The sequence below is a fragment of the Halorubrum sp. ASP1 genome (assembly GCF_005435135.1).
Taxonomy (GTDB): Archaea; Halobacteriota; Halobacteria; order Halobacteriales; family Haloferacaceae; genus Halorubrum; species Halorubrum tropicale.
Window position 1 is genome coordinate 1 of the sequence record NZ_SGUA01000024.1, and the last position, 13,054, is coordinate 13,054.

General features: G+C 71.3%; 16 protein-coding genes and 1 pseudogene. 7 read left to right on the plus strand and 10 right to left on the minus strand.

Annotated elements, in window-relative coordinates; all coding sequences use genetic code 11:
* Positions 1 to 463 (minus strand): MutS N-terminal domain-containing protein (locus tag EXE48_RS17715; RefSeq protein ID WP_514111752.1); only part of this gene is annotated, 463 nt, incomplete at its 3' end.
* A gap of 112 nt (positions 464 to 575) precedes the next feature.
* Between EXE48_RS17715 and EXE48_RS17720 the strand changes: the two genes are divergently transcribed.
* Positions 576 to 1,115, plus strand: a complete 540-nt coding sequence (locus EXE48_RS17720; RefSeq protein ID WP_053770789.1) for a DnaJ domain-containing protein — start codon at positions 576 to 578, stop codon at positions 1,113 to 1,115.
* Positions 1,116 to 1,181: 66 nt separating this feature from the next.
* On the opposite strand, the gene mobA is transcribed toward EXE48_RS17720, so the two are convergent.
* Positions 1,182 to 1,868: a molybdenum cofactor guanylyltransferase gene (mobA, locus tag EXE48_RS17725; RefSeq protein ID WP_053770788.1), complete on the minus strand. Its 687-nt coding sequence runs from the start codon at positions 1,866 to 1,868 to the stop codon at positions 1,182 to 1,184.
* Between the two features lie 186 nt (positions 1,869 to 2,054).
* Here mobA and pdxS point away from each other — a divergent pair, with 186 nt between their 5' ends.
* The gene (gene pdxS / locus EXE48_RS17730; protein ID WP_053770787.1) at positions 2,055 to 2,963 is read left to right on the plus strand and encodes a pyridoxal 5'-phosphate synthase lyase subunit PdxS; all 909 of its coding nucleotides are present in this window, start codon (positions 2,055 to 2,057) and stop codon (positions 2,961 to 2,963) included.
* Positions 2,964 to 3,358: 395 nt separating this feature from the next.
* Here the strand turns inward: pdxS and EXE48_RS17735 are convergent, their stop codons facing one another.
* The 5 genes from EXE48_RS17735 to EXE48_RS17755 form a co-directional block, all read right to left on the minus strand.
* Positions 3,359 to 3,835 carry a hypothetical protein gene (locus EXE48_RS17735; protein WP_053770786.1) on the minus strand — a complete coding sequence of 159 codons (477 nt, stop codon included), beginning with the start codon at positions 3,833 to 3,835 and terminating at the stop codon, positions 3,359 to 3,361.
* Between the two features lie 95 nt (positions 3,836 to 3,930).
* Positions 3,931 to 4,338, minus strand: coding sequence for a hypothetical protein (locus EXE48_RS17740; protein ID WP_137705457.1), 408 nt, complete (start codon positions 4,336 to 4,338; stop codon positions 3,931 to 3,933).
* Between the two features lie 435 nt (positions 4,339 to 4,773).
* Positions 4,774 to 5,946 (minus strand): ABC transporter permease, encoded by a 1,173-nt coding sequence (locus EXE48_RS17745; RefSeq protein WP_053770785.1) that lies wholly within the window; start codon positions 5,944 to 5,946, stop codon positions 4,774 to 4,776.
* Positions 5,943 to 6,683, minus strand: a complete 741-nt coding sequence (locus EXE48_RS17750) for an ABC transporter ATP-binding protein (RefSeq protein WP_053770993.1) — start codon at positions 6,681 to 6,683, stop codon at positions 5,943 to 5,945. The genes EXE48_RS17745 and EXE48_RS17750 overlap by 4 nt, the downstream gene beginning before the upstream one ends.
* 101 nt (positions 6,684 to 6,784) lie before the next feature.
* A complete protein-coding gene (locus EXE48_RS17755) occupies positions 6,785 to 8,188 on the minus strand; it encodes a hypothetical protein (RefSeq protein ID WP_199236411.1) in 1,404 nt (467 codons plus the stop codon).
* A gap of 233 nt (positions 8,189 to 8,421) precedes the next feature.
* On the opposite strand from EXE48_RS17755, the gene psmA reads away from it, so the two are divergent.
* The gene (psmA, locus tag EXE48_RS17760; RefSeq protein ID WP_199236409.1) at positions 8,422 to 9,204 is read left to right on the plus strand and encodes an archaeal proteasome endopeptidase complex subunit alpha; all 783 of its coding nucleotides are present in this window, start codon (positions 8,422 to 8,424) and stop codon (positions 9,202 to 9,204) included.
* A 107-nt stretch (positions 9,205 to 9,311) separates the two neighbouring features.
* On the plus strand, positions 9,312 to 9,710 hold the full coding sequence (locus EXE48_RS17765; protein WP_053770783.1) for a helix-turn-helix domain-containing protein: 399 nt from the start codon (positions 9,312 to 9,314) through the stop codon (positions 9,708 to 9,710).
* A 90-nt stretch (positions 9,711 to 9,800) separates the two neighbouring features.
* Here EXE48_RS17765 and EXE48_RS17770 read toward each other — a convergent pair whose 3' ends face one another.
* From EXE48_RS17770 to EXE48_RS17780, 3 genes are all read right to left on the minus strand, one after another.
* Positions 9,801 to 9,956, minus strand: coding sequence for a hypothetical protein (locus EXE48_RS17770; RefSeq protein ID WP_241982687.1), 156 nt, complete (start codon positions 9,954 to 9,956; stop codon positions 9,801 to 9,803).
* A gap of 301 nt (positions 9,957 to 10,257) precedes the next feature.
* Positions 10,258 to 10,641 (minus strand): DsrE family protein, encoded by a 384-nt coding sequence (locus EXE48_RS17775; RefSeq protein WP_053770781.1) that lies wholly within the window; start codon positions 10,639 to 10,641, stop codon positions 10,258 to 10,260.
* A 2-nt stretch (positions 10,642 to 10,643) separates the two neighbouring features.
* A complete protein-coding gene (locus EXE48_RS17780; RefSeq protein ID WP_137705456.1) occupies positions 10,644 to 10,889 on the minus strand; it encodes a sulfurtransferase TusA family protein in 246 nt (81 codons plus the stop codon).
* Positions 10,890 to 11,049: 160 nt separating this feature from the next.
* On the opposite strand from EXE48_RS17780, the gene EXE48_RS17785 reads away from it, so the two are divergent.
* From EXE48_RS17785 to EXE48_RS17795, 3 genes and pseudogenes are all read left to right on the plus strand, one after another.
* Positions 11,050 to 11,307: a DUF7542 family protein gene (locus EXE48_RS17785; protein ID WP_199236410.1), complete on the plus strand. Its 258-nt coding sequence runs from the start codon at positions 11,050 to 11,052 to the stop codon at positions 11,305 to 11,307.
* A gap of 131 nt (positions 11,308 to 11,438) precedes the next feature.
* The gene (locus EXE48_RS17790) at positions 11,439 to 12,284 is read left to right on the plus strand and encodes a universal stress protein (RefSeq protein ID WP_053770779.1); all 846 of its coding nucleotides are present in this window, start codon (positions 11,439 to 11,441) and stop codon (positions 12,282 to 12,284) included.
* 42 nt (positions 12,285 to 12,326) lie between these two features.
* Positions 12,327 to 12,959, plus strand: a pseudogene (locus tag EXE48_RS17795) (acetamidase/formamidase family protein); the annotation flags it as partial.
* Positions 12,960 to 13,054 lie beyond the last annotated feature (95 nt).

Consider the following 13,054-nt stretch of genomic DNA (forward strand, 5'->3'; position numbering starts at 1 on the left):
CGCCGCCCCCGTCGGCCGCAACCGCCGCGACGTAGTTCGTCGTCCCGGATTCGAGCAGGTCGTCCTCGACGACCGTGCCGGGCGTGATGACCTCGGTGACCGCGCGGTCGACGAGGCCGGACGCCTGCTCGGCGTCCTCGACCTGGTCGCCGAGCGCGACGCGGTGGCCCGCGTCGAGGAGGGATTCGAGGTACGGTGCGGCGTTGTCGATGGGGATCCCGGCCATCGGGTAGTCGCCGGTCGAGTCGGACCGCTCCGTCAGCGTCACCTCGCAGACGCGCGCGACGGTCTCGGCCGCCTCGCAGAACGCCTCGTAGAAGTCGCCGACCTGGAACAGCACCAGGGCGTCCTCGTGGGCGGCACAGAGGTCGGCGTACTGCGAGAGCATCGGCGTGAGCTCCTCGCGGGCGGCCGCGATCCCGGGCGGCAGCCCCGTGGCCGTCTCTCGGTCCGCCGGTTCCATACCCCGAGTCCGGGCGGCCGCGGGCATAAACGGTGCGGAGCGGCGCGGACCGCTCCGGTCGAGCCCCCGCCGCCGGCGAGAGCCTTACAGTCCTCCGCCCCCGAGTACGGCCGTGACGAATCGAACGATCGTCGTGGGGCTCGCCGGGGCGTTCGTCGGCATGACGGCGCTGCTCGTGATCGGCGGGATCGTCCTCCACCCGATCGCGCTGGCGCTGGCGCTACCGTTCGGCGCCGTCTCCTACTTCCTCTGGTACCACGCCACCGGGCGCCTCCACGACCAGGCCCGGCGGTCGGCCGAGGCGGCGGGCCCGACGGAGCGCCAGCGCGCCAGGCAGCGCGCCCGCGCCGAGGCCAACCGGGAGCGCGCGTACCGCGCCGCCGGCACCGACGGCGGTCGCGGCGCGACCGGGCGGCGAGCGGGCGCTCGCGGACCGGGCGGGGCCCGCGACCCCCGCGACCGCGCGCCGACGGCCGACCGAATGACCGAGCGCGAGGCGTACGAGACGCTCGGGCTCGACCGCACGGCCGACAGCGAGGCGGTCCGGCGGCGGTACCGCGAGCGGGCGAAGCGGCTCCATCCGGACGGCGAGGACGGCGACGAGGAGGACTTCAAGGAGCTCAACGAGGCGTACGAAGTCCTGAAGGGGTGACGCGGAGCGCGCCCCGCGGCGGCCCGAGAGCGCGACGGTCCGGGAGCCTGACGGAGACGCCGCGGCTCACGCCTCGTCGCTCGCGGCGGCGACCGCCCGCTCCGCCTCGTCGAGGTCGGCCCGCGTGTTGACGTTCGCGAAGGTGCGGTCGGTCGTCAGCGACCGGATCGCCTCGTCGTCGACGACGGCCTCACGCACTCGATCCACCATCGCGAGCACCTTCCGCTCGCCTTGGTCGAGCGCGCGGTCGCAGGCCTCCGCGGCCGGTTCGGTCGCGTAGACGGCCTGCGTCGTCTGGAACCAGCGGTCGTCGAGCCGCGGCAGTACCGCTTCGACGCCGGGCTCTCCGGCCAGTTCGCGCAGCGCCGCGAGGAACGACGGGTCGACGAACGGCATGTCGCAGGCGACGACGGCGGCGTACGGGTCGGTCGCCGCGCGGCAGGCGTTCCGGATCCCCGCCAGCGGGCCCAAGTCGGGCTCCTCGTCGAGCGCCCAGCGAACGGGGAGCGGGACTCCCGACAGCGCCTCGGCGAGCGCCTCGCGCTGGTCGGGGCGGCAGTTGACGACGAACTCGTCGACGACCGGGTCGCCGCCGCTGGCGCGGTCGGCGCCGGGGGGCACCGGGTCGTCGGCCCCCGCGAGCCGGTCCGCGACGCGGCGGATCATCGGCACGCCGGCGATCGGCGCGACGGCCTTGTCGGCGTCGCCGAAGCGCGTCGAGCGGCCGCCGGCGAGGATGGCTCCCGTGGTCACGGCCGCGGCTTGGACGGCGGGGGACTTCGCGGTTGCGGTGGTCGGGGGACGGGGCGGTGGCGGGGCGGAAGGCAGCGCCCGGGCCGGCGGGAGCGTCCCGAATTCGTTCGGGCCGGGAACGCCGCGCTCGACGCTCCATCCGCCCGAAAGCGACCCGTTAAGTGGCCGGCGCCCCAACCGATATCCATGCCAGAGGCAACGGATCTGGAGGAGCTGAAGCGGGGGACCGAGCTGGTCAAGCGCGGCTTCGCGCAGATGCAGAAGGGCGGCGTGATCATGGACGTCGTCAACCGCGAGCAGGCCCGCATCGCGGAGGACGCCGGCGCGGTCGCCGTGATGGTCCTCGAACACGTCCCGGCGGACATCCGCAAGCGCGGCGGCGTCGCGCGGATGCCCGACCCCGAGCGCGTCCCGGAGATCATCGACGAGGTGTCGATCCCGGTAATGGGCAAGTCCCGGATCGGCCACCGAAAGGAGGCGGAGATCCTGGAGTCCCTCGGCGTCGACATGATCGACGAGTCGGAGGTGCTGACGCCCGCCGACGACGAGTACCACACCGACAAGCGCGACTTCACGTCGCCGTTCGTCTGCGGGGCCCGGAACCTTCCGGAGGCGCTCCGCCGCATCCGCGAGGGCGCGGCGATGATCCGGACGAAGGGCGAGGCCGGCACCGGCGACGTGAACCAGGCCGTCAAACACCAGCGCACCATCAAGAACCAGATCCGCACACTCACCGGCCTCAACTACGAGGAGCGCGAGAAGTGGGCCCGCGAACACGGCGCCCCGCGCGACCTGGTCCACGAGACCGCCGAGGCCGAGCGGCTCCCGGTCGTCAACTTCGCGGCCGGCGGTATCGCGACGCCCGCCGACGCCGCGCTGATGATGTACCACGGCTGCGACGGCATCTTCGTCGGCTCCGGCATCTTCGGCGCGGAGGACCCCGAGGCGATGGGTACCGCCGTCGTCGAGGCCGTCAACAACTGGGACGACCCCGACGAGCTCGCCCGGATCGCGAGCGGCACTGGGAAGGGGATGAAGGGTCAGTCCAATGAGGACATGAAAGAAGAGGAGAAGCTCCAGAGCCGCGGCGTTTAAATAGCCGATTCCGATTGGGGTGGCGGCTTTCATATACCAACTGCTGTGGCGCGTGCCGGTGAGCGGCCGCCATCGGCGGCCGTGAACCGCACGCGCGAGGGACGCCGCGAGCGACCGGAGGGAGCGAGCGGCAGCGAGGCGCGACGCGTCTCTGGCAGCCGGCGGCGCAGCCGCCGGCGACGAGGCTGGGGAGGCGTGAGGCTGCGGCGCGGAGCGGTGCGGGGCGGGACGCAAAGGGGCAGTCGCGAGGGCGGCGGAGGCGACGCAAGGACCGCAGGGAACGAGCGGAGCGAGTGACTGAGGACCGCAGCGAGCGTGCGCCGCCCTCGCGGCTGGGGCTTTGGAGGTGTTCGATACCGATCCGCAATCAACGAACTATAAGCGACCGACCGAGTTTATTTGGACCCGCTCGTTCGCGTCGACAGCCGACTAACGATCACTCCGACCGCGTACCCGACGAGGCCGACGACGACCGCGAACTGTAGCCCGAGTCTGACACCGATTTCGATCCCGCCGAGCAGTTCCGCACGCGCGGATTGGTACCCGTATCCCACCATTCGCGGGTACGAGTACCGGCCCGCGCCCGTCCAGTTACCCGTGAGATAGCCGACGAGCGGGGGGAAGGCGAACCACCAGAACCCGACGAGCCACAGCGATCCGACGGTCGGAACGAGGCCCGCACCCGCGATCCCCGCCGCGACGGCGATCCCGAGCGCAAGCGCGATCCACCAGAGGGAGATCCCGGTGTTCAGTCCGACGGCGAACCCGACGGAGGCGAGCAGGAGGAGCCCGACCACCGCCAGCGGGAGCGCCGTCCTCGCCGGAGAACCGCCGATGAGATGCGGAGACAAGCGGACGTCTCGGAGGGCCATAATCGCTGATTGTCCCGCCGCGCGCAAAAGCCGTTTGGGCCGGAAGTCGGTCGGACCACGGGGAGGGCGGTCGACGAAGTCGCCGGGGACGCCGCTCACCGCACGTCGTCGTCGTATACCCACGCTCCCACGACCTCTTCGTCGCCGTCGCGACGCCAGCGGACCGTCACGAGGTCCGGGAACCGGATCCGTATCCGCAGCGTCTCCCCGTTGATCGCGTCGTCGGGTCCGAGGTCGTCGTCCAGTTCGGCCCACGCGACGGTGTCGTTCTCGCCCGCCTCGTAGTCCACGCTGACGTTCGTGACGAACACGTCCCCGGCGCGGAGCCGTTCGGTCCCGCCGGTGTGTTCGATCACCAGTCTGCTCGCCACGTCGTCTGCCCTCTGATGCTCGAACGCGAAACAGGCGAGCTCCTCGCAGTCCGTCAGTTCGCGATACCCGATGGCACCGAATCCGACCGCGCCCGCGCCGAGGAGGAGGACCGCTCGTCGCTTGGGGGACATGGCTCGGGCCGGGACGCGGCGATACATGGGCGTTTTGCCTGAGTCATCGACTCTTATAAATAGCTGATAGTGAATCGACGGGGAACACCGCCAAAGCCCCAGCCGCTCGGCTATACGTGATCGCTCACTCTGCGGTGAACTCCTCCAAAGCCCCAGCCGCGAGGGGGTCGCACACTCGCTGCGCTCCTCGCTCGCTTCGCTCGCTGCGGTGCTTACGTCGTCTGCGACCCCCTCGCGGCTGCCCCTTTGAGTCCCACCCCGCACGGCGACCGCAGCCTCACGCCTCCCCAGCCTCGGCGGACGGCCCGGCGCGGGCAGAGCCGCGCCGGGCCGCCGCCTCCCTCGCGGGCGGCTCGCGCCCTCCGGGCGCTCGCCGGCGCGCCGTTCGGAGTTTAAATGGTCGAGACGATTCGGATTATCGGGCACCCCACAGAATCAGTTCCGCAGCGCCTCGACCGGGCGCTGGTTGGCCGCCTTCCACGCGGGGTACGCGCCGCTGACGAGCCCGACGCCGACGCCGAACACGAGCGCGAGGAGGAGGTAGTACCCGTTCGTCGGGTCGATCACGAGCGCGGCGTCGACGGCGGGCGTCGCGAGGACGAGCCCGGCGACGAGCAGGACGGTGAGCAGCGTGCCGGCCGCGGCGCCGGCCGCGCCGATCAGGCCGGCCTCCGCGAGCAGGACGCGGAGCACGTCGCGGCGGGCGACGCCGACCGCGCGCATTACCCCGATCTCCTGTCTCCGCTCGACGGTGCTCATCAACATCACGTTGAGGATTGAGACGCCGGCGACCACGAGGGAGATGGCGCCGAGCCCGAGCAGGAACGTCGAGAGCAGGTCGAAGAACTCGTTGATCTCGTCGACGAGGGCGGCCAGCTCGAACAGGTCGACGCGCTCCTCGCGGGCGTTCACCTCCTCGCGGATGGCGTTTGCGGCCGCGCGCGCCTCGGCGCCGGTGTCGGAGATGACGAGCGCCTGCGCGTAGCCGTCCGCCGAGAAGGCCGACTCGGGGAGGAAGACGGCGTCGTCGGGCGCCACCGGGCTGAACGTCTGGCTCTCGACTAACACCGCGATCACCCGGACCTGCGAGCCCGCGATCTCGACGGTGTCGCCCGCGCCGGCGTCGAGGTCCGCGGCGATGCCCGCGCCGAGAATCGCCCCCTGCCGGTGTCGCTCGGGGAGCCGGCCCTCGGCGGCCTCGTACGCCAGCGCCGGCTCCTCGATCCCGTACACGGTCGCGAACGTCTGGTCGCCCTGCCGCGCGACCGTGGCGCTGTCCGAGTACAGCGGAACGACTGCGGGCTCGCCCACCGCGCGCCGGATCGAGGCCACGTCCGCGTCCGACAGCGACTCCACGCCGGCGTCGGCGTTCGGCGAGACGACGACCTGCGTGCCGATGTCGCCGATGGCGTCGTCGGCGCCGAGCGCCAGCACGTTCCCGAAGATGCCGAGCGCGGCGACCGCGAGCACGCCGATACAGACGCCGAGCACCGCCAGCACCGTCCGCACGCGGTTCCGCCGCAGGTTCCGCGACGCCATCGACACCGCGGGCCGCCAGCCGCGGAGCCAGCCGGCGGATCCGGCGCCCGTCCGGTCGCCGTCGCTCATCGGTCGTCCCCCGCGTCCGGCAGCCCGCCGGTCAGCACGCCGTCGGTAAGGTCGACGACGCGGTCGGCGTACTCCTCGACGAGCGGGTCGTGCGTGACCGCGACGACGGCGACCCCCTCGGCCTTGACGCGCTCGAACTCGCCGAGGATCGACTCCCCCGTCTCGGTGTCGAGGTTCCCCGTCGGCTCGTCCGCGAGCAGCACGGCGGGCTCGTTGATCAGCGCGCGGGCGATGGCGACGCGCTGCTTCTGCCCTCCGGAGAGCTCGCTCGGGTCGTGGTCGAGGCGGTCGCCGAGCCCGAACCGCGCGAGCAGGTCGGCCGCCCGGCCGCTCGCGTCGCCGGGGTCGAACGCGGTCGGCATCGCGACGTTCTCGACGGCCGTCAGCGTCGGCAGCAGGTGAAAGTCCTGGAAGACGAACCCGATCGACTCTTTCCGCGCCCGGGTCCGCTCGGCGACGGAGAGGTTCGTCACGTCGGTCCCGTTCAGCAGGCGCCGGCCCGCGGTGGGGTCGTCGAGCAGCCCGAGCACGTTCAGCAGCGTCGACTTCCCGGAACCGCTGGGGCCGACGACCGCGACGAACTCGCCGGGCCGAACCGCGAAGTCGACGTGATCGAGCGCGACGACCGGATCGCCGCCGCCGCTCGGGTAGCGCTTCACCACGTCCCGCAGCGCGACGCCGAACTCGGCGTCGCCTGCGGAGTCCGTCGTTCGGTCGACCGCACCCTCGGCGGTCACGGCGTCGTCCCTCGCGTCGACTCCGGAGTCGTCGTTCACCGCGTCGACCTCGGAGTCGCCGTTCACCGCGTCGCCCGTCGCGTCGGCCGCGGCGTCCCCGCTCACGGCGCCGACCCGCCGCGTCGCCGCCCCGTCGACCCGCCGATCCGCCCGGTCCTGACCGCGAGGCCGACCGCGCCGGCCAGGCCGACGAGCGCGAGGCCGCTCGCGACCGCGCCAGCGGCGCCCACGCCGCCGACGCCGATCCGACCGAGCGTGCCGCCGCTCTCCCCGTCGTCGTCGGCCTCGGGCGCCGCCACCGTCAGCGTCTCCGTGTACCGGACGCCCCGCTCGGTGTAGGTGACGCGGATCGGTATCTCGTCGGCGACGGAGGCGTTCACCGCGGTCGTCAGGTCGAACCCGACGAAGTCGCTCGCGCCGAGGGTGCCGACGAAGTACTCGCCGCCCGCGGCGGTCGGCTCGACGCCCGGCGCGTCGCCGACAGAGACGACCGCGCCGGTCATCTCGCCGCCGCCGGCGTTGCCGAGGTTCGCGTCGACGACGACGCCGTCGGCGGTCTCGCGCACGGTCGCGTCGGTGACGGTCGGGGCCGCCTCGCGGACCGGGTACGTCACCGTCGACTGCGCGCTGCGGTCCGCGCCCCGGTCGTCGAACCGGTCCGTGTCGGCGCGGAAGGCGGCGGTGACCGTCACCTCCGACCGCCGGTCGAGCGGGCCGAGGTCGACGATCACCCGCCGCTCCTCGCCGGGCGCGACGTCCTCGACGACGAACGGGCCGACCGAGACGGTCCGCTCGTCGCCGTCGACCGCGGTCCCGACCGCGCGGAGGCTCACCCGGTCGGCGGTCGTCGTGCCGGTGTTGACCACCGTCACCTCGACGGGCGAGTCGGCGACCGGGGGCGCGTCGCCCTGGCCGTCCGCGTCGCCGGTGTCGAGGCCGCCGCCACCGCCGAAGATGCCCTGGATGCCGCCGACGCCGAGGTCGCCGGCCGAACTCTCACTCCCCTCGTCGCTCTGGAGGTCCTCTGGGTCGAGCGCGCGGGTCCGCAGGTCGAGCGCGACCTGGGTCGGCCGGACCTCGATCACGGTGTCCCGGCTGACGGTCACGAACTCGCCGGTCGTCGACTGGTTCGCGACCGCCTCGACGGTGAGCCGCTTCGCGCCCGGCTCGTCGAACGACGTCCACAGCGTCGCGTCGAGCGAGTCGCCCGCCGAGAGCGCGCCGACGCCCGTGACGCTGTCGAGCACGTCGCCGTCGGCGTTCCGGACGCGGACCGTCGTGACGTTCGCCGCCGCGTCGCTGCCGCCGGAGTTCGAGACGGTGACGTTCAGCGCCGTCCGCTCCCCGACGGTCGGGTCGCTCGGGGAGGCCCCCACCTCGCCGACGGTGATCCGCGCGTCCGGGACCGCCGCCGCGCCGCCCGCCGCGAAGGCCCCGCCGATCGTCGCGAGAATGGTCACGGCGGCCAGTAGCGCGGCCGCGGATGGTGTACGAGTCAAGGTCAGACAATTTACGCGATACCCGTGGATATATCCGTCGGCGACGGAAGCGACGCGCGCGCCGCCTCGCAGCGGCGGGCGCGACGGAAACTCCATCGGCGGTCGTTCGGGGGCAGGGGGCCGCCGGGCTCGGGGTTTCGGCGGTCTCCGAGACGTACCGGTTACGGATGCTTTTTCAACGGGCCGACGTAAGTAGCGGTAATGAGCGAACGCGACACCGCGCGAGCGGGTGATGGACGATGATGGGGAACAACGACCAGCAGGCGTACGACCGCGGCACGTCGCTGTTCTCGCCGGACGGGCGCATCTACCAGGTCGAGTACGCCCGCGAGGCGGTCTCGCGCGGCGCGCCGAGCGTCGGCGTCCGGACGACCGACGGCGTCGTGTTCGTCGCGATGTCCCGCCCCTCCTCGTCGCTGATGGAGGCCGAGAGCATCGAGAAGCTCCACAAGCTCGACGACCACGTCGGCACCGCGAGCGCCGGCCACGTCGCCGACGCCCGCCAGCTGATCGACCTCGCGCGCCGCCAGTCGCAGGGGAACCGCCTGCGCTACGGCGAGCCCGTCGGCGTCGAGACGCTGACGAAGTTCGTCACCGACCACATCCAGGAGAACACCCAGCGCGGCGGCACGCGCCCCTACGGCGCCGCCCTCCTCATCGGCGGCATCGACGACGGCGAGCCGCGCCTGTTCGCGGCCGACCCCTCGGGCACCCCCAACGAGTGGAAGGCGACGGTCATCGGCGGCGGCCGCCAGGAGATCCAGGGCCACCTCGAGTCGGAGTGGCGCGACGACCTCTCGCTCGCGGCGGGCATCGAACTCGCGGTCGCGGCGCTGGCCGCTCACGACGACGAGTTCGAGCCCGCCGACCTCGCGGTCGCGACCGTGACCGAGGCCGACGGCTTCCGGACGGTGCCGGCCGAGGAGGTCGAGACCGCGTTCGAGGCGGCCGGCCTCGACACCGACGACGAGACGGACGCTGACGGCGAGGCGGGCGGCGACGCCTCCGGAAGCGACGAGTAGCGACCACGCCGATCGGCTCACGTTCGGCGCTCGGCGACGGAGTGCGTGGAATTGTACATCCCACACACAACACTTTTAGCGGCGGAGCGCCTCATGTACGACATAAAATGCCCGATTCGATGTCAGAACAGCTCCAGCGAGACATGGAGTGCGAGGGGTTACTCGAGTGTTTCCACGGCCTGAAGCAGTTGGACAAGGACTGTTACCAGGCGCTCGTCTCGGCGGACGAGGCACTCACGATCGACGAGGTGGCCGAACGCGTCGACCGGGAGCGCTCCACCGCCTACCGCGCGGTTCAGCGGCTCCTCAAGGCCGGCTTCATCCAGAAGGAGCAGATCAACTACGACCACGGCGGCTACTACCACGTGTACAGCCCGACGGACCCGTCTCAGATCGCCGACGACATGCAGCGGATGCTCAACGACTGGTACGCGAAGATGGGCCAGCTCATCGGCGAGTTCGAGGAGAAGTACGACGAGCCAGAGCGCGCCGTCGTCGAGGGCTGAGCCGAGCGTCGCTCGTCAGAGGCCGCTCACGAGATGGTCTCGACGCGGGGAGAGTCGGCGCCGCGGAGTTTCGCGGGAGGCCTCGGGTCGCTACACTGCGTAGACGAGGGCCCGTCGGCACTCGGGACGCACGCACGGGACCGGCGTGATGATCTCGCCGGCGCAGAGGCCGCCGAGGAGCCCGTCGTTCGGTCCGTCGGAGACGATCGAGAGCGTCCCGAGCGCGTCAGTCCCCTGTAGCTCCACCGCCTCTAGCGGCTCTCCGCAGTCCGGACGGCCTCTTCGGCGGGCACAGGTGTGCGTTTCGAGCACTTCGTAAGGTGGTTGTGATCCGTACGTCTCCGATCAGAGCTAAGCCCGCTCGTACACCGATTCGGACGTACCGGTGATGAAGAGCAGTCTCGAACGGCAGGGGAAGGGGTTCGAGGATCGAGGGCGTTTCGGACGGCGATCGAGGACCGAGAGCGTTTCGGACGGCGATGCGGCTACGGGGCGCACGCGCATTAAAGGGGAGGTGGAATGGAGCGGACCGACGCGACGCCGGCGTTCAGAACGTGAACACGTGGTCGGCCTCCTCAGCGGCCTCGAGGAAGGTGACCGCACCGGCGAACTGCGTCGTCAAGTCGTCGTCGATGGCGTCCTGCTCCCACTGGAGCATGTCCAGCGTGGTCGTACACGCGACCGAGGTGACCGCCTCTCCGCCGTCGGCGATCAGCTGGTCGAGCATGTCGTAGGGGTTCGGCATCCCTTCGTCGAGCAGCGGCTGGACCGACGAGAGGTCTTTCTCGCCCTCCAACAGGTGCGTCAGTCCGTCGAAGGTGAAGTAGAGGAACACGTCCGTGTCCATCGTCAGCGCGACGTGCCCGAGGTTGGTCGCCATCGCGAGGTTCTTCGGGTCGTCGCTGGAGACGATGATGCCGATCTCGTCCATACTCATGCCTCCTTGCGGACGTAGTGGGTGTACACGTCGTCGCCCTCCTCCTGCTCGAGGAGCGTGACGCCGTCGGTGCCCGTCGCCCACCCGTCGATGTCGCTTACACTTCCGGGATCGGTCGCGACGACCTCCAGCACCTCACCGGGGGCGAGGTCGTCGATCGCGCCCTTCGTCTTCACGATGGGCATCGGGCAGCTCAGTCCTTTCACGTCCAGCGTCTCCGCGATATCGATTTCGGTGCTCATGGTCGATTGTTTGTACGCACCAGACAATACTGCGCGCGTCGGTTTTAATCTTGTGTGTTTAGTCCAATACGGATGCGGGAGGCGCGGCGGTCTGTCCCCGGACCACTCGGCGCAAGAGCCGATAGCGGCACTTACCACGGTCGAGACCGAACGTGGACCCATGCCGACGACAGTTCGCGTCCGCTGTACCGACTGTGCGTACGACGAGACGTTCGACTCGCTCCGGCGGGCGCGGACCGCGCTCGACGACCACGAGCGCGCGACGAGCCACGCCGTCGACTGGGAGATCGGTGGGCTCTCGGCTGGCGTTGAGCGGGCGGGCGACGACGCCGGCGTCTGCGGTCGAGATGGGTGCGCGAACGCGAACTCGCCGCTCCTCGATCACGGACCGGCCTCCGCGCCCGACCGGGACGTCTGAGGCGAGTCGCCCCGGCGGCGGCGACTTCCCGCCGGGGGTGCGCCGACGCCGGTCGGTCGCCGTGTCGTCTCTCCGAATACCCCATATTGTACAACAAAAGCAATATTACTCGGGGGCACGAACGGTCGCGTATGAAGATCGTATTCGCGACGGACCTCTCGGACGCGAACGAAGCGGCGATCGAGTCGCGGACCTGTCTGGAGTGTCTCGACAACATCGGCGTCAGGGAGGTTCACCTGTTGACCGTCGTCCCGGACAACGTGTCCAGCGGGCTGCCGGGGATGGACGCCGCCAGCGACGCCAGGGAGGCGCTCGCCCCACAGCGGAACGTGTTCGAGCGCGCTGGATTCGAGGTGGAGACGCACGTCGCCCGCGGGACACCGCACCGGCGGATAAACGGATTGGCCGAGCGGCTCGACGCGGACATGATCGTCGTCGGGTCGCGCGGACAGTCTCCGCTCCGGAATCGGCTCATCGGCGGCACCGTTCGCAACGTCGCGCGGACGGCGGTCAGGCCGTTGCTCGTCGAGCGGATCGAGGAGACGGCGAGCGGGCACGCGGTCAGGAAGGAACACCTGTTCCAGGACGTGCTGTACGCGACCGACTTCTCGGAGAACGCGGCGCGCGCCTACGACTACTTCCCGTCGCTGACGGGCGCGACAGAGCGGGCGTACCTGCTCCACGTGGGCGATGGGGACGCGGAGTCGACGGCGACCGCCGAGGAGCGACTGGACGAACTGGCGACGGATCTCCGTGACCGGACCGGGTTCGATGTCGAGACCAACGTCAGGTCCGGGAACCCCGTCGACGAGATCACGGCCGAAGAGGAGCGCGTGGGCGCGACGACGACGCTCATCGGCGCGCGCGGGACGAGCCGACTCCGGCGGCTCCTCCTCGGGAGCACCGCGGAGTCGATCGTCGCGCGCGGGACAAACAACGTCTTGCTCGTCCCCCCCGAGGCGGCCGCGCCGCGCTGACGCGGCCGGAGTTTTTAGTCCCGGAGCGCCCAGGAGAGCCTGATGGCGCGAGAGACGGTCACACACCGCGACGGCCACGTGTACGAGTTCGGTCCGGAGATGGACCCGGTGTACGAGGCCGCGGACGGCGAGTCGCTGACGATCGAGACGGTCGACAGCCTGAACGGCGCGATCCAGGAAGCTGACGACCTGCTCGGCGCGATCCCGGAGGAGGTCAACGCCGCGACGGGACCGATCGCGGTCGCCGGCGCGAGCCCCGGCGACGTGCTCGCGGTCGAGATCGAGGCCGTGCGCGTCGCGGAGGACCGCGGCCGCGTGCTCACCGCCCCCGGGTTCGGACTCCTCCGGGACGACCCCGATATCGACCACCCGGCGACGCGGATCACCGAGGTCGACGCCGACGCGGAGGCGGTCGACTTCGAGGGGATCGACGTGCCGATCGAGCCCGTGATCGGGACGATCGGCGTCGCCACGGACGGCGAGACGGTCTCGACGCTCACGCCCGACGACCACGGCGGGAACCTCGACACGACCGACGTGACCGGCGGGACGACCGTCTACTTCCCCGTCTTTCAGGAGGGGGCGATGCTGGCGCTGGGCGACGCGAAGGCCGCGATGGCGGACGGCGAGATGTGCGGGACGGGCGCCGAGATAGCGGTCGAGGTCGACGCGACGGGCACGACTCAGGAGGCCGCGGTGTAGGGGCTCAGACCGGCAGCGAGAGGTACTCGCTCGGCACCGCGTTCCGCGCCGTCACCTGCGGGTCGCCC

Bases quoted from the DNA above. Each gene is read 5' to 3' on its own strand.
- pdxS (WP_053770787.1), top strand. From the start codon at position 2,055: ATGCCAGAGGCAACGGATCTGGAGGAGCTGAAGCGGGGGACCGAGCTG.
- psmA (WP_199236409.1), top strand. From the start codon at position 8,422: ATGATGGGGAACAACGACCAGCAGGCGTACGACCGCGGCACGTCGCTG.
- EXE48_RS17745 (WP_053770785.1), bottom strand. From the start codon at position 5,946: ATGAGCGACGGCGACCGGACGGGCGCCGGATCCGCCGGCTGGCTCCGC.
- EXE48_RS17780 (WP_137705456.1), bottom strand. From the start codon at position 10,889: ATGAGCACCGAAATCGATATCGCGGAGACGCTGGACGTGAAAGGACTG.
- EXE48_RS17735 (WP_053770786.1), bottom strand. From the start codon at position 3,835: ATGGCCCTCCGAGACGTCCGCTTGTCTCCGCATCTCATCGGCGGTTCT.
- EXE48_RS17785 (WP_199236410.1), top strand. From the start codon at position 11,050: ATGCCGACGACAGTTCGCGTCCGCTGTACCGACTGTGCGTACGACGAG.
- EXE48_RS17775 (WP_053770781.1), bottom strand. From the start codon at position 10,641: ATGGACGAGATCGGCATCATCGTCTCCAGCGACGACCCGAAGAACCTC.
- EXE48_RS17765 (WP_053770783.1), top strand. From the start codon at position 9,312: ATGCCCGATTCGATGTCAGAACAGCTCCAGCGAGACATGGAGTGCGAG.
- EXE48_RS17740 (WP_137705457.1), bottom strand. From the start codon at position 4,338: ATGTCCCCCAAGCGACGAGCGGTCCTCCTCCTCGGCGCGGGCGCGGTC.
- EXE48_RS17790 (WP_053770779.1), top strand. From the start codon at position 11,439: ATGAAGATCGTATTCGCGACGGACCTCTCGGACGCGAACGAAGCGGCG.